At 48.7% G+C, this 21,595-nt stretch carries 22 protein-coding genes, 4 tRNA genes and 2 pseudogenes; 6 read left to right on the top strand and 22 right to left on the bottom strand.

Annotated elements, in window-relative coordinates; all coding sequences use genetic code 11:
* Window positions 1-4 precede the first annotated feature (4 nt).
* Window positions 5-79 (bottom strand) — tRNA-Gly (locus tag M0Q40_02265).
* A gap of 288 nt (window positions 80-367) precedes the next feature.
* Here M0Q40_02265 and M0Q40_02260 point away from each other — a divergent pair.
* Window positions 368-1,606, top strand: a complete 1,239-nt coding sequence (locus M0Q40_02260) for a homocitrate synthase (GenBank protein MCK9221441.1) — start codon at window positions 368-370, stop codon at window positions 1,604-1,606.
* 44 nt (window positions 1,607-1,650) lie between these two features.
* On the opposite strand, the gene M0Q40_02255 is transcribed toward M0Q40_02260, so the two are convergent.
* The 4 genes from M0Q40_02255 to M0Q40_02240 all read right to left on the bottom strand — a co-directional run bounded on the left by M0Q40_02255 (window position 1,651) and on the right by M0Q40_02240 (window position 3,427).
* Window positions 1,651-2,946 carry an alpha-glucosidase/alpha-galactosidase gene (locus M0Q40_02255; GenBank protein MCK9221440.1) on the bottom strand — a complete coding sequence of 432 codons (1,296 nt, stop codon included), beginning with the start codon at window positions 2,944-2,946 and terminating at the stop codon, window positions 1,651-1,653.
* A gap of 234 nt (window positions 2,947-3,180) precedes the next feature.
* Window positions 3,181-3,256: transfer RNA gene (locus M0Q40_02250), tRNA-Phe, on the bottom strand.
* Window positions 3,257-3,260: 4 nt separating this feature from the next.
* Window positions 3,261-3,339, bottom strand: a tRNA-Asp gene (locus M0Q40_02245).
* 12 nt (window positions 3,340-3,351) lie between these two features.
* Window positions 3,352-3,427, bottom strand: a tRNA-Val gene (locus M0Q40_02240).
* 191 nt (window positions 3,428-3,618) lie between these two features.
* Here M0Q40_02240 and M0Q40_02235 point away from each other — a divergent pair.
* The 5 genes from M0Q40_02235 to M0Q40_02215 all read left to right on the top strand — a co-directional run bounded on the left by M0Q40_02235 (window position 3,619) and on the right by M0Q40_02215 (window position 7,585).
* Window positions 3,619-4,422, top strand: a complete 804-nt coding sequence (locus M0Q40_02235; protein ID MCK9221439.1) for a Ku protein — start codon at window positions 3,619-3,621, stop codon at window positions 4,420-4,422.
* Complete coding sequence (gene ligD / locus M0Q40_02230) at window positions 4,419-5,387, top strand: non-homologous end-joining DNA ligase (GenBank protein ID MCK9221438.1); 969 nt, start codon at window positions 4,419-4,421, stop codon at window positions 5,385-5,387. Before M0Q40_02235 ends, ligD (M0Q40_02230) begins: the two co-directional genes overlap by 4 nt.
* A complete protein-coding gene (ligD, locus tag M0Q40_02225) occupies window positions 5,369-6,280 on the top strand; it encodes a non-homologous end-joining DNA ligase (GenBank protein ID MCK9221437.1) in 912 nt (303 codons plus the stop codon). Before ligD (M0Q40_02230) ends, ligD (M0Q40_02225) begins: the two co-directional genes overlap by 19 nt.
* 47 nt (window positions 6,281-6,327) lie before the next feature.
* On the top strand, window positions 6,328-7,104 hold the full coding sequence (locus M0Q40_02220) for a DUF72 domain-containing protein (protein ID MCK9221436.1): 777 nt from the start codon (window positions 6,328-6,330) through the stop codon (window positions 7,102-7,104).
* 172 nt (window positions 7,105-7,276) lie between these two features.
* Window positions 7,277-7,585: an alpha/beta-type small acid-soluble spore protein gene (locus M0Q40_02215; protein ID MCK9221435.1), complete on the top strand. Its 309-nt coding sequence runs from the start codon at window positions 7,277-7,279 to the stop codon at window positions 7,583-7,585.
* A gap of 46 nt (window positions 7,586-7,631) precedes the next feature.
* On the opposite strand, the gene M0Q40_02210 is transcribed toward M0Q40_02215, so the two are convergent.
* From M0Q40_02210 to M0Q40_02130, 17 genes and pseudogenes are all read right to left on the bottom strand, one after another.
* Window positions 7,632-8,777, bottom strand: a complete 1,146-nt coding sequence (locus M0Q40_02210; GenBank protein ID MCK9221434.1) for a DUF362 domain-containing protein — start codon at window positions 8,775-8,777, stop codon at window positions 7,632-7,634.
* A 26-nt stretch (window positions 8,778-8,803) separates the two neighbouring features.
* On the bottom strand, window positions 8,804-9,214 hold the full coding sequence (locus tag M0Q40_02205) for a NusG domain II-containing protein (protein ID MCK9221433.1): 411 nt from the start codon (window positions 9,212-9,214) through the stop codon (window positions 8,804-8,806).
* Entirely contained in the window at window positions 9,207-9,752 is a 546-nt protein-coding gene (locus tag M0Q40_02200) for a Gx transporter family protein (protein ID MCK9221432.1), read from the bottom strand. Before M0Q40_02200 ends, M0Q40_02205 begins: the two co-directional genes overlap by 8 nt.
* Window positions 9,749-10,783, bottom strand: coding sequence for an FAD:protein FMN transferase (locus M0Q40_02195; protein MCK9221431.1), 1,035 nt, complete (start codon window positions 10,781-10,783; stop codon window positions 9,749-9,751). Before M0Q40_02195 ends, M0Q40_02200 begins: the two co-directional genes overlap by 4 nt.
* 84 nt (window positions 10,784-10,867) lie before the next feature.
* Window positions 10,868-12,133 (bottom strand): HD domain-containing protein, encoded by a 1,266-nt coding sequence (locus M0Q40_02190; GenBank protein ID MCK9221430.1) that lies wholly within the window; start codon window positions 12,131-12,133, stop codon window positions 10,868-10,870.
* A gap of 120 nt (window positions 12,134-12,253) precedes the next feature.
* The gene (locus M0Q40_02185; protein MCK9221429.1) at window positions 12,254-12,412 is read right to left on the bottom strand and encodes a hypothetical protein; all 159 of its coding nucleotides are present in this window, start codon (window positions 12,410-12,412) and stop codon (window positions 12,254-12,256) included.
* 67 nt (window positions 12,413-12,479) lie between these two features.
* Window positions 12,480-13,124, bottom strand: a complete 645-nt coding sequence (locus M0Q40_02180) for a thiamine diphosphokinase (protein ID MCK9221428.1) — start codon at window positions 13,122-13,124, stop codon at window positions 12,480-12,482.
* A gap of 241 nt (window positions 13,125-13,365) precedes the next feature.
* Window positions 13,366-14,223, bottom strand: coding sequence for a type II secretion system F family protein (locus tag M0Q40_02175; protein MCK9221427.1), 858 nt, complete (start codon window positions 14,221-14,223; stop codon window positions 13,366-13,368).
* A gap of 89 nt (window positions 14,224-14,312) precedes the next feature.
* Window positions 14,313-15,095: a type II secretion system F family protein gene (locus M0Q40_02170; GenBank protein MCK9221426.1), complete on the bottom strand. Its 783-nt coding sequence runs from the start codon at window positions 15,093-15,095 to the stop codon at window positions 14,313-14,315.
* A 140-nt stretch (window positions 15,096-15,235) separates the two neighbouring features.
* Window positions 15,236-16,183, bottom strand: a pseudogene (locus M0Q40_02165) (CpaF family protein).
* A gap of 543 nt (window positions 16,184-16,726) precedes the next feature.
* Window positions 16,727-17,134: pseudogene (locus M0Q40_02160) on the bottom strand (hypothetical protein).
* Window positions 17,135-17,156: 22 nt separating this feature from the next.
* Window positions 17,157-18,320 carry a pilus assembly protein N-terminal domain-containing protein gene (locus M0Q40_02155; protein MCK9221425.1) on the bottom strand — a complete coding sequence of 388 codons (1,164 nt, stop codon included), beginning with the start codon at window positions 18,318-18,320 and terminating at the stop codon, window positions 17,157-17,159.
* Window positions 18,321-18,343: 23 nt separating this feature from the next.
* Window positions 18,344-19,201 (bottom strand): Flp pilus assembly protein CpaB, encoded by an 858-nt coding sequence (gene cpaB / locus M0Q40_02150; GenBank protein MCK9221424.1) that lies wholly within the window; start codon window positions 19,199-19,201, stop codon window positions 18,344-18,346.
* The gene (locus tag M0Q40_02145; protein ID MCK9221423.1) at window positions 19,191-19,805 is read right to left on the bottom strand and encodes a hypothetical protein; all 615 of its coding nucleotides are present in this window, start codon (window positions 19,803-19,805) and stop codon (window positions 19,191-19,193) included. Before M0Q40_02145 ends, cpaB begins: the two co-directional genes overlap by 11 nt.
* Window positions 19,806-19,860: 55 nt before the next feature.
* Entirely contained in the window at window positions 19,861-20,247 is a 387-nt protein-coding gene (locus M0Q40_02140; protein ID MCK9221422.1) for a pilus assembly protein, read from the bottom strand.
* A 16-nt stretch (window positions 20,248-20,263) separates the two neighbouring features.
* On the bottom strand, window positions 20,264-20,965 hold the full coding sequence (locus M0Q40_02135) for a hypothetical protein (GenBank protein ID MCK9221421.1): 702 nt from the start codon (window positions 20,963-20,965) through the stop codon (window positions 20,264-20,266).
* Window positions 20,966-21,195: 230 nt separating this feature from the next.
* Complete coding sequence (locus M0Q40_02130) at window positions 21,196-21,579, bottom strand: pilus assembly protein (GenBank protein MCK9221420.1); 384 nt, start codon at window positions 21,577-21,579, stop codon at window positions 21,196-21,198.
* Window positions 21,580-21,595: the final 16 nt, after the last annotated feature.

The raw sequence follows: 21,595 nt of genomic DNA, 5'->3' as shown, positions 1-21,595 counted from the left end.
AAAATGGAGCGGAAGACGGGACTTGAACCCGCGGCCCCCACCTTGGCAAGGTGGTGTTCTACCACTGAACTACTTCCGCTCGCTGCGCTTTTCCCCTAGCGCAAGTAGATTATAGCATAGGACTTTTTCAAATGCAACCCCTCAAGCCACTGTTCTTGCTACTCTGGTTTGGTGTTTGCCTATTAGCTTTAGGCTAGCTGCTTCAGAGGCGCTTTCCCAGGCTCAGAAACCATGAAAGAGTTTTTTCTCAGCAAATGCCTATTTACCCTTTAAAAAGGATCTGATAGAATAGATAAACATATATACCTATCACCATGAAGCTGTCCTGCCAGCATTTATTATTGTTTTACGGAGGTACGAATCTATTATGGGAAGTAACAACAAGATTTACATTATTGATGTCACAAATAGGGACGGCGTGCAAACCTCTCGCCTTGGCTTGGCTAAATTGGAGAAAACCATGCTGAATTTGTATCTGAATGAAATGGGAATTTATCAGAGCGAATTCGGGTTTCCGGTCACGCGCCATGAGGTCAACTACCTGAATGCAAATCTACGTCTTGCGGAGATGGGCGTAATCAAGCCAATGCTATTGCAAGGATGGTTGCGCGCGATTAAAGAAGACGTGGATAAAGCCTTCGATCGAACGAAAGTAAGACATGTAAACTTGTCCATGTCCACGTCCGAGCAGATGTTGTTCGGTAAATTCCAAGGTAGGAAATCTCGCCAAGACGTTATCGATATGATGGTGGAAGCGGTGCATACAGCCAAACAACGAGGGGCCCTAACTATCGGAGTAAACGCTGAAGATGCTTCCCGAACCGATCTCGATTACCTCGTCGAATTTGCTCTAGCAGCTAAGGAAGCAGGTGCTTGTCGTCTTCGGTACTGCGACACCCTCGGCTACGATAATCCCTTCACCATCTACGAACGGGTATATTACATGGCATCAAAAACTAAGATGCCAATTGAGATGCATTGTCACAATGATCTTGGCATGGCCGTTGCCTGTTCCCTCGCCGGAGCAAAGGGTGCTCTAGATGCAGGAGTTGACTGCTACATCAACACCACTGTAAACGGTCTCGGGGAGCGGGCCGGAAACGCAGACCTAGTATCAACAATTTTAGCCATTACCAAATCCAAGGACTTCGGTGACCGGTATAAATTGGATGAAAGAATTAACCTGTGCTGTGCGTGGCGGATCGCCAAGTACGCCTCCTTGTGCTTTGGTGTACCAATCCCAATCAATCAAGTGGCGGTGGGAGCCAACGCCTTTGCCCATGAATCGGGAATCCATGTTGACGGGGCCCTAAAAGACCGCCGCAACTATGAGTTATTCGATTTCGAAGAACTCGGTCGAGGCGAACCTGAGATCATCGAGACCGGTCGACAGATCACCACTGGAGAGTATAGCGGCATCAAAGGCTTCCGAAACGTATACCAGCGTCTGGAGATCGAGTTTAAGGATGATAAGGAGGCAGAAATGATCTTAGATCTAGTCAGGTACGCTAACGTTCACACCCAAAAACCACTTACCGACGATGAGCTTAAGTTTATCGCCAATTACCCGGAAATCGCAAGGGAAATTATGACCGTGTTACCATAAAGAAAAGGCCGAGCAGTGCTCGGCCTTTTCTTCTCTTTTGGACCTTATTCATACTCAGGTAGCCAATCCCGGTGGGCTTCAAAGAGTTCATCACATAGACTTACAATATCATCAATACTCAGTTCCGAACTAGTATGGGGGTCAAGCATCGCCGCTTGATAGACATGCTCCTTCTTCCTGGTTAGAGCAGCCTCAATCGTTAACAGTTGCACATTAATGTTAGTCCGGTTCAACGCCGCACATTGGGGTGGTAAATCCCCTACGTAGCAAGGCGTGACTCCACTGGCATCAACTAGACAGGGTACCTCGACACAAGCTTCCTTAGGCAAATTTGTAATCAATCCCGTATTGGGCACATTACCACCAATTTTGTATGGTTTGTCTAGTTCAATGGCCTCCATAATGTACGAAGCATATTCCCCTGTACGTGTATGGGTAATCTGTTTATTATGCACCAAGTCCTGGCGCATGGTCTCCCATCTCTTAATCTGATTGACGCATCGCCGTGGATACTCATCTAGAGGAATATTAAACCGTTCGATTAACTCTGGGTATTTACTCTTGATGAAGTAGGGCATATACTCTGCGTTATGTTCACTGGATTCAGTAACATAATAACCAAAACGTTTCATAATTTCGTAGCGTACCATATCCCAGTGGGGCGTTGTTTTCTGGGCCGCCCTCTCTTTGATCTCGGGGTAGAGGTCTTGGCCATCCCTGGTAATCTCCAACAGCCAAGCCTGGTGGTTAATCCCGGCGATCTTCCACTGAATCCCTTCGGTGCTCATGCCAAGGGAGTTGAGTAATCCCGATGCACAGACTTGAACGCTATGACAAAGGCCCACTGTCTTCACCTTTGTCGCCCGCTGCACTGCTCCCGTTACCATACTCATTGGATTGGTATAGTTGAGGAACCAAGCGTCAGGGCACACCTCTTCCATATCCGCAGCAAAATCCAACATAACTGGAATCGTGCGCAGGGCACGGAAAATGCCACCGATTCCCAAGGTATCTCCAATGGTTTGTCGTAAACCATATTTCTTCGGAATCTCAAAGTCAATAACCGTACACGGTTCATATCCACCGACCTGAATTGCATTAACCGCATAATCCGCGCCGGCAAGAGCTTCTTTCCGATCCTTATAGGCAACAATCGTCGCCCGTTCACCGAAGTTCTTGTTCAGGTTGCTAAGCATACGATAAGAGTCATCCAGCCGTTGGGGATCGATATCATACAATGCTAACTCCGATTCGGCCAATGCAGGCGTGAGCATGCAATCACCTAAAACGTTCTTGGCAAATACTGTGCTTCCCGCCCCGAGAAATGTAATCTTCGGCAATACCTTCACTCCCTAGTAATCTTAAACTCAGCACGGTCATTATGCCTAAGCAACTTGGCAGCAACCGCTAGCTTTTCATGTATCAATGGCAGTATCATACCATATGCTACCTAGCGAAACAAGAGTTTCACCGGTCCCATTCTCTGGGCAAGCCGTCTTCCAAAAGGGAACGAAATATAAAGGACGTTTTACAAAAGGGAAACACGAGAGGATAGATAGGAAAGTACAAATAAATGGTGCCGAGACCCAGAATCGAACTGGGGACACGGGGATTTTCAGTCCCCTGCTCTACCGACTGAGCTATCTCGGCACAATGGCGGAGCCGACGGGATTCGAACCCGCGATCTCCGGCGTGACAGGCCGGCGTGTTAAACCAGGCTACACCACGGCTCCGCGACTTTTATATGGTGGGCGAAACAGGGCTCGAACCTGTGACCCCCTGCTTGTAAGGCAGGTGCTCTCCCAGCTGAGCTATTCGCCCAAAGCCTTCAACCTCAAGGCAAAGCCTAGTATACCCCAATAGCCTAGACCAGTCAAAACACAGCATTCGGCCATTGCTACACCTATGCTGGTTCTTGCTCGTGTTTTCTCCTTCTTTCTAGTCTATTCATACCTTCGCATGAAAGAGATCCAGAGGGGCATAATATAAGAGTTAGGAGGGAGACATTAGACTTGCGTAGTTTATGGAAGGGCGCCATTAGCTTCGGTCTGGTAAATATCCCAATTAGTATGTATGCAGCAACCGAAGATAAATCAATTAAGTTCAACTATCTACATCGTGAATGTAATACCCCCATCAAATACCAAAAAACTTGTCCCCGTTGCCAGCGGGAGGTCCCGGCTGAAGAGATCGTGCGGGGCTACGAGTACGAACCAGGCAAATACGTGATTCTAACCGAGGAGGAACTCGATGGTATCCCAGGAGAAACAACAAAAACTATAGACATCATCGACTTCGTGAACTTAGCAGAGATTGATCCGGTCTATTACAATAAGACCTACTACCTTGAACCCCATCCCGGAGGCCACAAGGCCTATGCCTTGCTACAAATTGCCATGACCGAGGCAAACCGGATCGCTATTGCCAAACTGGTCATCCGGTCTAAGCAGTCCCTCGCCGCCTTACGCGTCCAGGGAAAAACCCTCATTCTTGAGACTATGTTCTTTCCGGACGAAGTTCGGTCCCACGAGCAACTAGCCATTCCTAACGATGTCTCAGTCCACCCCAATGAAGTAAAGATGGCCATTAGCCTAATCAGCAGCTTATCCGCCAGTTTTGATCCGGGAAAATACACCGACGATTACCGCGAAGCCCTGTGGCGACTAATCAAGAACAAGGCAGAGGGCCAAGAGGTTTATGAAGCCCCCACCCTCGAAGAGCCGGAGAAAGTGGTTGACTTGCTCAAGGCCCTGGAGGAAAGTCTTAAGGTTGTACAAGAAGAACAGGCTGCGGTCAACACGAGAAGAACCCTATGAATATTGCGTTGCCTCTAGCCATCAAGCCTATGCTAGCCCAACCCGGTCAACCCTTTGACTCTCCGGATTACCTTTTTGAACCGAAGTGGGACGGCATTCGCTGTATTGCCTTTGTCGGCGAATCCACCAGACTGCAAAGTCGCAATTTGAGGGATATTACATCCTTGTTTCCAGAACTGGCAAACCTGCGTGAGAAGGTAAAGGGTTTTTTCCTGGTCTTGGACGGGGAGATCGTCACCATTCATAAGGGCAAGGTGCAATTCTCTGGTGTGCAAAAGCGCATCATCGCTCGAAACCCTGGATTGATCAAACAAATGAGTTCTAAACTTCCAGCCACCTATGTGGTCTTTGATATACTCTATCATAACGGCCGATCTTTGTTGGACCAACCGTTAATCCAACGTAAGTGTGTCCTTGCCGAATCACTACCGGAAAACCAGTATTTCGTAATATCACCATACATTCTCGAGACAGGAATACAGTTGCATCAGGCGTGCCAGTCCCAGTCCTTTGAAGGGACTATGGCCAAGCTACAAACCAGTCCCTACCTGCCTGGACAAAGAAGCAGATATTGGATCAAGTGCAGAGCCACCCACCAGGTCGACTGTGTCATTGTAGGATACACCAATCACGCTGAATCCGATTCCATTACTTCTTTGCTTTTAGCTGTATTTGCCTCACCACGCTTCCGCTACATTGGAAGTGTTGGTACCGGTTTTACGGAGCAGCAACGTATAGCCCTCTTTACTCTTTTGAGCAAACTCAAGACCCAAGGAACAGAAATCATAGTCCCTCAGGATCTAGATCGAACTACCAACTGGGTCAAACCCGTGCTGGTCTGCACCGTCGAGTACTTGGAGGTAACTCCCACTGGGAACCTTCGTCATCCGGTTTTTATACGAATGCGTACCGATAAAGAACCGGAAGAATGCCAGGAGAATCAGCTATGGGCACCAAGCAAGTAACGGTAATCGATAGCCGCCGGATTACCCTCACCAATATCGAGAAAAAGCTGTGGCCACAAGATGGCCTAACCAAGGCTCACCTGATCAAGTACTATACCGATGTTGCCCCATACATGCTCCCCCATTTGCAGGGAAGGCCCCTCACCCTAACCCGGTACCCCAATGGGATTAATAGCAAATTTTTTTACCAGAAGCAGTGTCCAGCCTACGCACCCGACTGGATTAGGACATATCAAGTGGCTTCTAACACGGGGGACATTGACTATATTTTGGCAGAAGAGCGAGCTTGCCTGACGTGGCTTGCCAATCAGGCTGTCATCGAAATCCATCCATGGCTCTCACAGATCGATAACCCACAATGCCCTAGCCAGGTTATTATTGACCTTGATCCTGCGGAGGGCTGCACCTTTTCAGATGTTGTTTTGGTGGCCTTCTTAGTCAAAGAACTACTGGATCAGCTGCAACTGGTAAGCCATGTGAAAACCTCCGGCGCCACGGGTTTACATATTTATGTAGGACTTGCCCTGCAGTATAGCTACAAGGTTACAAGTAGCTTTGTTGCTTACATCGGTCAACTACTGGTCAAGACCATCCCTGACAAGGTCACAACAGAACGTCTAGTGAAAAATAGGACGGGGCGGGTTTATGTGGATCACCTGCAAAATCTGCCGGGGAAGACCATTGTCGCACCATATAGCGTACGTCCTCGACCTATGGCACCGGTTTCTACACCAATTTTGTGGCGTGAACTTAACTCCATCGTTCCGAACCAGTTTACAGTCACTACTGTCTTGCCTCGTCTAATACGTACTGGCGACCTTTTCGCTCCTTTAGTAGAGGAACGACAGACAATAGATCATATTATCCCTCTATTTCGGCACTTACTGGCATAGTGAGTATAGTATAATTGGCTTGATGCCAAAAAGCGGGGTGGACAAAGATGATCTACATCGGCACGTCGGGGTACAGCTATCGAGACTGGGTGGGACCAGTCTACCCAAAGGGTACGAAAAACGATCAGATGTTGCCTTTCTATACACGTCTTTTCCCATTTACAGAGCTGAATTTCACCTACTACCGGTTACCTGAAGAAGACATGCTACGACGGATGTCATCCAATACTCCAGGGCACTTTCGATTCGCTGTAAAGGCACATAGTTCCATGACCCACTCCCGAGATTGCTCAACGGAAGACCTTACAGTTTTTACCGATGCACTCATGCCCCTCGCTACCGACGGTAAGCTGGCCGGTATTCTCCTGCAGTTCCCCTACAGTTTCCACCATACCCCCGAAAACCGATTATATCTTGCGCAACTCCGCAGAAGACTGGGTTCAGAGTGGCCATTGATGGTGGAGTTCCGTAATGTGCATTGGTTGGAACAGGACGTATTCGAATTCCTCAAGGAGCACGAACTGGGTTTTGTGTGTGTCGATCAACCCCGGATTAAGGGGTTGTTACCTGCCTTGGCTGTGGCCACAACCAGTATTGGGTATGTTCGATTCCATGGACGAAACAAAGAACACTGGTACAAGCACGAGCAATCCTACCAAAGATACGATTACCTATATACTGAACAGGAGCTTAGAGAGTGGGTACCAAAACTGGAGAGGCTCAAAGCCCATACCGATACGGTATATGTCAGTATGAATAATCATTATCAGGGAAAGGCAGTCCAAAATGCGAAAATGCTACAACAGCTCCTTCGACTAACATGAAGTCTGCTAGGACGTATTATCTAAGCCTATAATGGTCTGTGCAAAGTATGTCCGCCACTTTTCGTTCTACTGCTTTGTGACCAAAGACCCACTTGGAACCTAACTTCGGTAACAATTAACTCGTATGCGTTGAAGAACGTTGGTAATGCTAAGACCGAAAGGAGGTGACAAAATGGCATTAGGTCAGGAAACCAGCAGGAACCAACCTGTAGTTACCGGTGCATTGCAGGCTCTTGATCAGTTCAAGTACGAGGTTGCATCGGAGCTTGGGATTAACCCTGAGTATCAGTCGGGGTACTGGGGCAACATCTCTTCTCGAGAGTGTGGTGCCGTTGGTGGACATATGGTTCGTAGGATGATTGCTGCTGCCGAGCAATCCTTGATGAACCAAGCCGCAAGCGGACAGAAGCCTCGCTTTGGCCTCGAGCCAGACGCACAGGGTAGCAAAATATCCAGCGCACATAATCCAGCTGAAATGTAATTAAGTTGCTTTTTAAGGTATGCGACCACACCCGGTCGCATACCTTTTATCTAAATAAGCCAATGACTCGTTGAAGAAACCCTGGAACAAGGCCCACCGCATCTTGGGGACAAAGCTCATGACAGCAATAACAACGAATACACTGAGAATCTACTATGCGGGCTGTCTTTTCGAGCAATATGGTATCTGCCGGACAACAATGGACACATATACCGCAACCGACGCATTTTTCCTCAATAATGTACGGTCTTGATGTAAGTTGCTTGCGCAACAATGTCATTACTGGTTGCGGTATGCCCCGTAAGGTTGCCTGGGTATCTGCTTTTCTAAAATCATTGACCTGTACATCGTCTAGGTTTGCTCCAATAATCCTAATATTCTCCAATCTCCCCTGTCCAACCCCTCTACTGTCGGCCAAATAGATAGTAGGAATAGACATGGGATCGATCCCCACTACTGCACAGGCAACGGCATCAACTGCAACGGCGTCTGTACCCGCGATGAGCACCCCAAGGGGACGGGGATTTCCCTGCCGAGGTCCTTGACCCTCCATACCCACAATCCCATCGATAATCGATAGTCGAGGCTTGATGAGCAGGTACAAATCCACTAGCATTTCGGCAAAGTGATCCCGGTGGGATAAACGAAAGTGAAGCGTAGCCTTATCACTACCGGGAACGCAACCAAAGAGATTTTTTACCGCACCGGTAAAACCCATTAAACCATGGGTCTTCAGTTTGGCTACATTTATTATTTGATCCGATTCTACAACTGGCCTTGCCACAACCACCCGGCGTACCATTTTCCCATCATCAACGCTGACCTCTTCTCCAGGGCTGAGTCTCTGCAATTTGACCCCGGTCTCTTGGCATACCTGACTAATTCCTGCTGCTTCGGCAACCCGCTGTAAGTTACCAAAGCCGGGGCTATCTCCCAGGGATAGATCAAAGATATCTCTTTTGTGCAACTGCTCAACAAGCCCATGAATCACACTAAAATGGGTGCACACCGCGGAGGTGGGAGGTGCAGCACAAAGCAGATTGGGCTTAATCATAGTTTTAGTATCTAGGAGGCTAAAACCCTGCTCCTCCAAATGACCAAAAAGCTCCTCCATCGCTTTTGTGATTGTCTGTCGCTCATAGTCTTTAGCTTTAACCAAAATGACTGTGCTAATGGAATATCGCTCCCTCACAAGTGATCAATATCTAGCTATATGTACTACTCTGTAATTCCATCAATATCTAACTGAAGGGATCCCACCCGGGCTATTTCCACAATGAGCTTATTGGGCACACAAAGGATAACTTGCCCCGGTTTTGATATTCTCCCCATATGGCTGCAGATCTGGGCAGGACAAACCTCAAAGGGCAAAGGCTGCATCTGGACTCCTTCTGGGGTCACATCTAAGAAGGCTTTAGCCCCCTTTGGCAAATTAAGACCAATTGTGTAGGTCTGCTCCCTAGACCACGGCTGGCGATATACCTCTTCTCCATTGATCGTTACAATAATCTCCAGCTGCTTGTCATCCTGCCTGGAATTCAGCGCAGCAAAGGACATCAACACTGAACACAACACAATACCCATAATGGCAAAATCCCCCTTCTTAAGGAGTGACAAACAGCTACGCACTCTTCTCACCGCCCCTTTCTGACTGAAATACATCCTGCCAACCTGTAGCCTGTAGAACGTAATGGGTCACCAATCCGGTAAAGAAGCCCGTGGGTAAAGAAAAAACTAAAAAATATGGTAGATATACTAAAATACCTCGATGCCCTAGCATGATACAAGCTAAGATAACTTGAGCAATGTTATGGGCGAAGGCACCGGCAATGCTAAGCCCGATGACGCTAACGTGCTTCATTCCCCACCGACCGATGGCGCCCATAGCCAGCGCGGCGCATATCCCTCCACCGAGACTAAGAACAAAAGTAAAGCCAAAGGTTGTCCCTGTAAACAGGGAAATAATAAAGCACCGCAATAAGTTAATCATCAACGCTTCCTTAAGGCCAAAGCGAAGTACTATGATCAGTATGACTACATTGGCCAAACCCAGTTTAGCACCGGGAATAACGTGATTTATGGGCAATAGACCTTCAAGAAGCCACAGGGCCATGGCCAACCCAAGGAGTAGACCGAGCCTAACCATCTTGAAGAGATCCCGACTCATTGCGCCACCTCAATCTGCTTGGGCCAATGACTACTGTCGATCCCCGACGACAGGAGCACTCGGCCCTTTTGATCTACAATGATCGCCTCTGTGTTCTCTAGTCCTTCAACTAATGACATTCCTACATCTGGCCCTAAGACAAATACTGTGGTGGCCAACATATCTGCTAAGGTTACTGAATTCGAAAGGATAGTGACACTAATGCACTTATTTGCCGGCATTCCTGTGGCTGGGTCTAGAATATGGTGGTAATGCCGACCGTCTTCAATGAAGAAGCGTTGGTAATCCCCAGAAGTTGCCACTGCACAGTCCTTGATCTTTAGAGTGCCTAAGAAACCACCTAGGTCACGGGGATGCCTCACCGCAATCCGCCAATCATGTCCTTGGGGACGGCTTCCTAGGACATAGAGGTCTCCCCCCGCGTTAATTAAAGCAGACTGCACACCCTGCTCAGCAAGCATAAGTACTGCCTGATCGACGATATATCCCTTGGCAATACCGCCTACGTCAATCTTCATGTTTGGATGGGATTTCGCCACGGTCTTTTCCTCGGGATCTAGGGTAAACCCAAAAGAAGCAATTTCGGATACGACGCCAGCAAGGACACCGGCCTCAGGTACCGACGGGGTGTCCTCAGTGAATCCCCACAATTCAATCAAGCTTCCTATGGTGATATTGAACCCACCTTGGGTAACCGGGCTATAGGCCAAAACCAGTTCTAGCAATTCATAGACCTCATCGGAAACATGCACAGGCCCAAAAGAATCATTAATCCGCGCTATATCACCGGAGTGAGGATCGAACACAAGGGCAAGGCTACGCATTCTATCCATAGCCAAGACCGCCTTTTCCTGATCATGTTCCTCTACCTGGATTTCTACGAGGGTATCCATCAGGAATTCCCGGATTACAGCAGTCTTTGGAGCATTCACCAGATTAGAGGATAAATAGCGGAAGGCCCCTCCAATTATTAAGGCTATACATATGATAACTAGGAAAATCACTCTCCGTACCTTAACTGCATTCTCCACAATCTCCACTCCCCATTACCAAGGCCATTATACTATTCTGGCACTTAAACGAACAGGCCTTTCCGGCTGGCAATACCAGCTTTTCTAGCTGAATTGATACTCACTAGGGAGATTGAAGAGGGATTGACATATCCTCCGGACGTCGGCCCGTTTTTCTTTCGGGGCAAAGACATACAGACGCCATAGCGCTTCATACTGACTCTCCAGCAGCGCTATGTTGGCTTCCTCACAGAATCCAGGTGTGTTCAAAGGTCGTAGACCGGCCGCTGAGTTAACTAAGACTGCTGTCTCCTGCAGAGCAGTCTTAGGTGGACAGTAGATTATAACCTCATCTTCCTCCAGTGCCAGGCTTCTTGCAATCTCTCGCTCGGTCTTTAGCCTAATTCCTCGGGGATGAGAATAGAGGGAGATTAGATGCGCTTGCTTGCGTGGCGATACCGTAGCCAGCGATATCACGTAGGCCCGCTTTAGTAAATCCCGGCTTGTTAGTCGTTTAACAAGCCGCTTCACGCCTGGGATCCCTTTATACCGACTCACCTGCAGAAGGTAGTCAAGAAGCTGCCAATCCCCCAGGGAGTACAGATCCCTTACATCGACTTTTGCTAACTCCAAAGCCTTAGAGAGCATGGCGCCAGCTACGACTTTTGTATGATGATAGTAGACCCGTTCCGTAAGGACGTACCTCATGCGAAGCAGATGAAGGATTTCGGAGCGAATATCGGGGCGATCCATCCCATGTTTTTGCATGTTTATCGCAAGTTTCCCATCGCAAATCACAAAATGATCGATGATGCGGTCATCATAGGTTTGAGACAAACCGGAGTAATACGCATCCCGCCTTAAGTAATCCAGAAGATCCGCATCCAAAGTACTAGATACGATCTCACCCACCCAGGGAGCAAAGGGACTATTGGGCTGTCTTAAGATAATCGAAAGGACATGCTGCAGAAGACCGTACTTACCTAATAGAGTCTGCAAGTCTCCTCGTTCAAGGAACGACATCACCCGTTCCTTGGAGTCATGGCGGGGGAAAATCGCCCGTTCGTCCTCGAAGGTATGCCCAAAGGGAATATGGGAGATATCATGGACCAAGGCGGACATACGCACTAGACACTGTTCTTCCTGGGAAATGCGATATCCATTACGCATCAGGGCTTCTAGAATTCTCTGGGCCATGGCCAAAGTGCCCAAGCAGTGTTCGAAACGAGTGTGCATGCAACCGGGATAGACCAAGTACGCCATGCCTAACTGCTTGATACCCCGCAGTCTTTGCATGGGGGCAGTATCCAGTACCCGGGTCTCTTCCTCCGTTAAGTAAATGTCCCCGTGAATAGGATCTCTAACCAGCATTGCTGGACCTCCCAGTACATAAGGTGTTCTCACGAAAAATAATAGCGTCTCACCCCACAGTAGAACACCATCGTGTGATGAAACGCTAAGTCCATAGAAACTAATAAATACGAGCCGATCTCATTCGTCCTTTTTGCCGAATAGCTTACCAAACAGACCTTTTTTCTTCTTCTCCGGTTCAACCTGCTTCAGCAACGGTGGAAAATCCGCTCCACAGCTTTTGCATGTAGTCTCCCAGTTTGGGCTCTCGGCGCCGCAATCTTTACACTTCTTTGGCATTTTCCTTCCCCCTTCCATATTGATGCCACAGGTTAAAATAGACTGTCTCGCGGTTGACATTCGCGACTTATCGAACCTGGACAATGAGCAAGTCACCACTAGTTACCGCAACCCGTGCCTGTGCCTCGACAAGAAAGTTACTTACCCCCAGGGAATCACATCGCCTTAACGTAGAACCCGTTAAAGGATAACCCAACCCAATAGTAGATACTCCTTTGACCTCCTCGGACAAAGGAATTAGAGATACCAACTGTCCAATATTTCCTGTAATCCAACATTCACTTCCACTCAGCTGACAGAAGTTAGTCTCATCCACAAGATAACCCTTTTTCCCAGCCGAGCGAATCAAAAACAATAGGCCCACATTAGCTAGAGTATGATCAAGCCGGCCCCTCAAGGGCCCCAGTATAATAATGTTCCTTGGTGATAGTTTCAGAGCATACTCAACAGCCAAGTGACTATCTGTCTTATCTTTATGGACCGGATACCTAATCACCTTTACCTCCTGAGCTGAAAGAACGTCTTGGTCCTCTTCAGGAAGGGAATCAAAGTCACCAATAAGCACCGATGGGCGCACGCCTAACCTTGTTGCGATAGTAGCTCCCCCATCTGCGGCAATGATAAAATTTGCCTCCTCCAAGAACGGTCGGTAAAACGTCAAATCGGAAACCGTCCCGTTGGTCAAAACCACGGAATAATCAGCATAGTCCATCCTAACACCTTCACTAAACGTTCGATTAGGCAGCCGCCACAACTCACCTAGCACGAATCACCCAATGCTAGATTGACTATGAACCAGTAGAACGGCCCGCCTAGTTATCCGGCATGGTACAGATTCCGGAAACACACCTGACCGAGATCGTCCCCTTGCCCATAAGGACAGTGGACTCCATCCATCTCCAATCCATTTTAAGTAATTACTTCCACGTCGATCGACAAATACCTTCTGAATATCAGGTAAGGAAAAGACCATTTAGCAAAATAGGACCAAAGAAGACGATGAAAACCGCAGGAAAGACGAAGAATAATAGGGGAAATAGCATCTTAACAGGCGCCCGCATGGCTAGACCTTCTATTTGCTGACTCCTGCGTGTTCTAGTTTGATCTGCCAGCATCCGCAACACAGTGCCAATACTAGTCCCTAGTTGATCAGCCTGCATCATCGTCAGGCAAAAGGAGTCTATCTCAGGACTTTTTAGTCGCTCGGCAAAATCCTTCAACGCCTGATACCGTGACTTTCCCGACCGCATATCTTGGAGGAGTCCCACAAACTCTTCCCTAAGTGGTCCCTCGTCGCTGCTTTCCACATAGCGGGACAATGCACTATCAAAACCGAGTCCCGCCTCTCCACAGATGGTTAAGAGATCCAAAGCAAAGGGTAGTGTCCGGGATATGCAGTTTCTTCTGCGCCGAACCATGGCCACAAGCCATATCCGCATGGAGACTAACCCTAGAATAATAGCAAAGAAGGTAACCATCCAATTTGATGCTGCCAGGCCAAAACCCATGGCTAAGCATAGTACAACAACACCAAGTCCGCAGTATACATCAATCCCCAAGGGTTCTCCTGCCATTATTAATAAATCCTGACATTTGCCTAGGTAGCTTTTAGGAAGTATATGCCGACAGAGCCGCCCCATCCCGCAGACGATCTCCAGTAGAACACGCCATGGTGTCTTCAGATGACCATAGACAGTCTCTTGCTGCTTGCAATTGAGAAGTCTTCTGGTTCTTTGCTCCGAGGGTAGTATTCCCGCAACCGCAAAGAATACAGCAGAACCGACTAAAATACCAACCAGGATAACCTGCATAGAATTAAGCGACCAAAGGTCGCCACACCGCCTTTCTATAGGAATACTCGCTCACTAAATAGAACCCTTTCTATTCCATTGACGTTCCACTACAATTCCACAGAGCAAATCCGCCATACCAACAACGCTCCGATGGCTTGCATCATGGCCCCTAGAGTGAGCAGTAAGCGCCCTTGGGTAGTAAAGAGCAGCGGTGCCACAAAGTCCGGAGCGATGAGCAAAAGCAATAGCATCAAGACTACAGGCATCAAGGAAATAATCACCCCTGTAAGGCGGCCTTGGCTTGTCATAGCCCGCACCTTACCGACTAACCGCCTACGTTCATTTATCGTACCGGCGATCCGCTCTAAGGCTACGGCCAAATTGCCCCCAGTCACCCGCTGTACAAGAATAGCGGTAACAGCCAGCTCTACATCTGGATGCTCCGCTGAAATAGAAAAACGGCGCATGGCCTCGGGCAACGAAATTCCTAGGTCCAGTTCATGGACCAGCACCCGTATCTCAGCTCCCAAGGGATCTGCCATTTCCCGCCCCACCATCTCCAGGGCTTGGCGTAGACTAAAACCTGCTTTGAGGCCGTTTGACAATAACAGAAGACCATCGGCTAACTGACTATCCAATGCATGAAAACGGCGTCTTCGCAAGTACATCGATTTTACCTTTACTGCGCTAACAATACTCAATGAAAGCAACAGACCTAGACTAATACTGCCCCGTAGTGCATACACCACCAGAAACACCCCTAATCCAAGGAAAAGGGGGTTTTTACCTAAGGGTTGTATCCACCGCCAGATACGTTCAAGATAGGGCCAACCACTGGAAGTCGCCAGAAAAACCGCGCCGAACACAAGACCAGCCACAATGACAATCATGATCACCACCTCCTTTTCTCGTTTAGGAAGAAACATTGAATTTGACTAATCTCAGACTAGCCTCCGATATCTCCCACCGCAGAGACAGCTTGAGAATGAGGGCCTTCGTACTCCTCAGAAGCCTTTGCCGGGGTTCTGAGTAGATCACCTAGGACGATCTCTCCCTCCCTTATTCCCTTAATCTGTGCCATACTAATTACCCGCCGGGAACCATCACTTTGGCGGCTCATATGGATGATTAGGTCAATCGCTGAGGCGATCTGATTGCGAATGGCCCCAAGGGGAAGGTCCACATCGGCCATAAGGACCATGGTCTCTAGCCTGGAAATGGCATCCCTTGGCGAGTTTGCATGGATGGTGCTTAATGAGCCCTTGTGTCCTGTATTCATAGCTTGGAGCATATCCAAAGCTTCACCACCCCGGACCTCTCCAACAATAATCCGATCAGGTCGCATGCGCAGCGCATTACGTACCAAATCCCTAATGGCGACCTCGCCTTTTCCTTCAATGTTAGCGGGTCTAGCCTCTAGACGAATCACATGGGCCTGTTTTAGTCGCAACTCCGCAGCATCCTCGATGGTAATAATCCGCTCATCCCTACCAATGAAGTCCGAAAGCACATTGAGCAACGTAGTCTTCCCTGAACCTGTGCCCCCTGAGATGATAATGTTCCTCTTGGCTCTGACGGCCTCACTGACGATGTCAGCTGTTTGTCTATCAATGGTTCCTTTCAGCACTAGGTCCTTCATCGTAAAAGGTACTACCTCAAACTTACGGATCGTCAATGTTGGACAATCGACAGCTAAGGGCGGAATAACCGCATTGACCCGAGAACCATCGGGCAGCCGGGCATCTACCATGGGGGAGCTTTCATCAATCCGGCGACCTAAAGGTGCGAGGATCCGCTCTAGGATCTGTAGGACTTGGGCATCATTAATGAAGGTACGATCAGTCAACTCGATCCTTCCCCTTCTTTCCACGTAAACCTGTTCAGCTCCATTGACCATAATCTCTGTTACCTCAGGATCCTGTAAGAACTCTTCAAGATGACCTAGCCCCAATACCTCATTGACGATCTCTTTGACCAAGGTTAACCGGAGGGGCCGGTTGTTTTTTAGCTGGCGGTATCCGGATAAGATATCTGTAACGTGCTGCTCCACCTGTTTACGCAAGTTTTCTCCTGTATCGGGAGCAAGGTCAATCTTCCTGATATCGATTCGGTCCATGAGTTGTTGATGTACCTCGATTTTGATCTTCCTGAGACCAATCGCATCTACGGATTCCTCAATCGGTGGCTCTTCCTGCTTTTTGGGCGACCGTATCCTCAATTTCGGAACCAATCTAGAAAAGAAGGACTCCTTCTTTTCTATCTGGGGAAAAAGGACCCCATCGACGTGTTCACTCCATAGACGCTCCGCGATTTCCCTGATTGCCATGAAGGCTTCCGAAAGTCCCTCAGGTATAATCCCATAGAACTCACCACCCAGAAGCGCCTTCATCTCAGAGAAAGAAATCTCGAGGCGGGATCGTTCATTCAAAACCAGACGAAACCGATCCTGCACGTACTGCAACTCCCGTAAGCGTTCAATCCGGTTTAGCAGATTCTCCAAAGCAACAACATCACCGGTAGTTGCTAACAAGACGACATCCGCAGCATCCATCGCAGACATCGTGACTTCATCTAGCGCCGTACCACAATCAAATACGACCACTTCAGCTAAGGGAGTCAAAGCGGAAGCAAGCTCACATACATCCTGTCCGTACCCGATTTTCATGCCGAAGGATGGTGTTGCCAGAACCTGCAACCCACTTTCATGAAGCTGTAAGTAGGCACTGATGCTAGAGCGTCTCCCGGTCTGTTTGGTCTGCAGCCAGTCGTAGACAGAGGTTTCTATCGGGGTACCAAGAAATAGATGAACATCCCCTCCCGTCCGCCAGTTTAGATCACAGATCACAGTGCTCTTGCCAGCCAAAGCAAAGGATTGTGCCAACTGGGTGGCAAGATGAGTGCAACCTACCCCGCCTTTGGCCCCCGTCACAGCGAAAATCAGTGGTTTATCTCTAGTCAAGACTGCTCACTCTCCCTAGACCTTTCGTTTTTGGAAATGCTGAGAGCAGGATTACTAGTTCCGTGTTTCTTTTTTCAATGGAGGATGTCCTAAACAGTCCACCAAGCAACGGCAAGCTTCCTAGCAAAGGTACCTTATCGTGACTTTTAGCTTCTTCCTGAATGAAAAGACCGCCTAACACTAGGGTTTCATGGGGAAGCATTCGCACTTCGGTATACAAGCTCCGGGTACGCAAGGCAGGTATGGTACCACCCTTGGTGTTTACCGCATTGGCCCAATCAAGGGAGCTCACCTCCGGCTCAATCTTGATCACAATCGTATCCTCCTCTATCCTGGCTGTAACCTGGACCGAAACCCCGTATTCCTTCCATTGAATCTGTAGGTTCTCGCCGCTTTCGACGGGGATAGGCACTTGCCCCCCGGCCAGAAAACGCGCTGGTTTCCCGCTGGTTACCAGCAGAACAGGATTGGCAAGTATTGAAGCCTTGCCGGTCTGCTCCATCATTTCGATCTTGTTGATCAATGCACTTAATTGAGCAACACTAGCTAGATTAAGCAAACCAAACTCATCAGAGGCAATGGTCCTTTGCCAATCGATACCCAGGGTTCGCAGGGACCCTTCGCTTAGCTCAACAATATAAGTGATTAACTGGATCTGGCTGTAGTCGTCAAATACAGGAGTCTCATCTGTAGACAACCTTACTAGACTGGCCACATCATCAAAAAGTCGGCTTGTAATATGCTCGGCAGCGGCTAGCTGTGCTGCGGTTGCCGTCTCCCCCTCCAGTATCGCCACCGGGCCGACTTTTCTTAGATCGATTCCCCATCGATGGAGTTGTTGACCGACTTCCTCAAACCATTCCTCCGGGAGTTGCTCATCATTTGTGGTCACATACACGGTATACTCTCTTACTTCATCCTCGTCCCACACTAAGATGTTAGTTCTCCCGGGGCTCTTGCCATTAACCAAAAACTCGGTGGAACTGATCAGCTGCACATCAGCCACCCGGGGATTTCCCACAGCTACCCGTTCTAACCTACTACCTGGTATCACAAGGGAGCAATGCTCTGCGACACTAATGACTTCACCACTGCAAAGACTGACCAAACCCACCACCAGTAAACCAACGATGATTGCCTGTATTAGTTTGCGCATCTATCTACTCCTTCCAGTCATTTCTAGTTAAGATCTCGTCTTTCCACAGTAGTTCCCCGGATGACCTCTCCACCGGTACCTAGTGAACCATCAACTATGGTGGAAGTACCAGGCCAACTAATTCCCTGTAATAGACTGTTCCAGTCCGTTGTGTCGGTAGAAAATTCATCCCTGAGGTTGATACCCTGTTGGGATAGAACCTGCTCCAATTCAGTTGGTTCTACTGAACCTGTGCCGCCATCCCCTAGTTCGGAACACAGGATCAACCTCAATGTGCTATACTCTTCGAATAAGGCCAACGTCTGGGCCTCGTGCAAAGAAAGGCCAAGGGTGACCGTTGTTCGTCCGGTTCCCGATGTCAGACTATCCCCTCCTAGGACACCGTTAACAGCCATGACCGGAACCTGGCGTAATACGGTGACACTTGCTGCTCCAGTAAGGGCGCGCCCAGCAAGGACACTGATTACATCCACATAGTCTCCTGGACGTAGCAAACCAGCGATGGCATTTCGCTCATCCACAGATAGAGTAAAACCATACAAGGAACCAGCTAAGCGTTGTGCTAGGGTTCGCCCCGTAATCAAGTGTTCTTCTAGCAACAGGCTTCCTTTGGGTAGATCCCTTGCTGTTGTTCGTCCCAGGATTGTCTCTACATCAATGAACGCGTTTGCAGGAATCAACTCCTCGGCTATGGGTAGATAGGCTATCACATCCGGCGTGATCTTAGTCCCCTTGGATACTGGTTTTACGGTCACGATCGCTCGACCGGATTGGTTGCCTAGTATTTTCCGCGTTTCAACTGCCTGCAAGTGTCGAACGGCAAACAATGCCGCCAAGATCGCCAGTGCCAAGGCAATCAGGAAACGACGCTTATTGTGCATGACTCATCCCTCCTTTGAATACCGCATCATACTGACTGGTCACTACTCGGTAGCAAACTAGCTGTACGAAAGTTAAAGGATCAATACCCTCATCAATCATGATGTACCTCCCCTCTGATCCCTTCACAAAGGATAAGACTCTCCTAGGGATCATTCCATCAGTGTGACGCAGGTTGTACACCGGACTCCATCCGGATTCGACCAGTCCCATCTGGTAAAACTCAGCCACTTTGCTAGGTGACCAAGGGGTATAGAAGGCCATGGTCTCAACTAGGTATCCCTGCCCCACAGAACGTAAAATGGCAAGCAACCTACTATCCGCCGGCAGGGGGACTTCCAATGAGACCGATGATGCTGAGGTCTTTGCCAATATCTGAAGTTCCAAGGAAGCATTAACGGGGCACAGAGATAGCAACACATCATCCGAGCTAAACCGATGAAAAAGCCAATGTAGGATATCACTGAGCTCCTGGGGCGACTCAATGGTTTTGGTCAGCCAGGAGATTGTAGTCTCGGCATCGGCATATATGTATGATTGGGCACAGACAGTCGATGGGAGGCCCAAGACCATACCGACCACTGCGAAGACCCGTAAATACTGCAAGTTCTCACTCTCCTAAAACATAATTTACAGGTAGAAGACTTCCTGGATTGTCCCATCAACCATCCCCCGGAATACGGGGGATGAGTTGTTGGCCCATGGTTACCTGTGCGGTAAGGATGTGTTCTCTTTGTCCGAAGGGTTCAAGTCCAAATAGCGGAGGAACTGAACACTGGATAGTCAAGGTAACTAGGTTCCCATTCCGTTGCTCTTCAACCCGACTAATCCGGTTTTCATGAATGCCGTTTTCTAGCAGCAAGTCCCTGGCCTCAAATACTCCATCACCACCTGAGGCTGCTACCAACGCGCCATGGTGGGCCGCCATATACATTAGTTGCTTAGTGTTGTACAATAGCCCAACTTGGGCGATGGCAAAGAAAAGACCCAACAGCAGGGGTAGGAGCACAGCCATTTCTAGCAAAGCTTGTCCCCTTTCACTATCCATCCAGAGTCCTCACTTTCTAAAGATTAGTCGTCAAGCCTGCTTCGTAAGCGGGTATAAAGGACCGGATCATCTCCAAACCGAAGCCATCCCAAATCACTACGCCTTTGGCGTAGGAAATCATTGATGCCTTCTTCCATTTATCCACCAAGTTACCCGCAAAACCACTGGCAATACTTTTCGGTTCCTTCATGGCTGCAAAGCCGACATGTCGAACGTTTTTATCCTGGTATGATAGCAGATCCTCGTATCCCAATGCCGCCCGTTGTAGATGCATCTCCGGTAGCACCGTTGGGACGGCAAAATCGGCTCCGCTATTAAAGGCAGCAGTTTCTCCAAGGGTAATACTAAGCGCGGGTGTTGTGTTGACCGCAACTTGCTGGGCCACATGGGCACCCCGTGCTAATGCACCGCTTAATCCCTCGGTGATCGGCACCAAAAGGGTTCCTCCCACCAAAATGACATTGGTAATTGCCACGGTATTCAATCCATCGGCTAGAACTGCCGCCGCGGTTTGTGCGCCTGCATCCGCTGCAATCTGTGCTTGCATTTTGGCCAAGGTCAGCTCCCCGGTGTGGGAAACAGCTGCAGCACACAGCACAGCCACAGCTAGAATCAAAGCAACCATAATGCCCGCTTGACCGCTTTGACACTGGGGGAACACAGATGACTTTCGGTTTTGGGTTAGTGCCTGCTTCTCCCTTCGATGTAATTTACTCATACAAACTGGGCCACGATTCCACCTTCCGGCGGAATCAAACAATAGGCCCATCACCTCCTTAGCGCGATAGCATAAATGCTGACTATATTTTAGATGGAATAGAGGTCATACCCATCGTCAAAAGAGGAATCCATGATGTTAATCTACCGGGCAAAGAACCTGCACCTTCGCTTTGTGTGCCCAGGGTACTTGCTCTCAGGATGGGAAATAGCCCGTTAGTAGATGACCCCTTAGTTAGTTCTGGGACTACATGTTAACCGATACTTGGTACGGAACAAAGCAGCGGGAACCTTGCGTAGGAAAACAGGAAACTGCAAGTATCGGTAGAGAGTCCCTTGGCCAGCTACCTGGTTGTTCTCCACCGCAAAGTCCAGTTGGGCACCGCCCCGAAACATAAGCAAACTATGGGCTGTGTATAAGTTCTGTGCATAAAACTCAACACCCCCCGCAACAGCAGCCTCACGAACGGCATCAAAAGTAATATAACGATGAACTAACCCGTCGTTAAACACAATGGCCAGGTAAATAATCCCTGTCGTGACTAGCAATAGCAAGGGTAACACAATCGCCGCCTCCAGTAGAACTTGACCCCGGTCACAACTAAGGTCTATCATGTTTTCCCCTCCTTTG

It is taken from the genome of Limnochordia bacterium, from assembly GCA_023230925.1.
Classification (GTDB): domain Bacteria; phylum Bacillota; class Limnochordia; order DUMW01; family DUMW01; genus JALNWK01.
The sequence above is the reverse complement of the archived record's forward strand: the minus strand, read 5'-3'. Positions and strand labels throughout refer to the sequence as shown.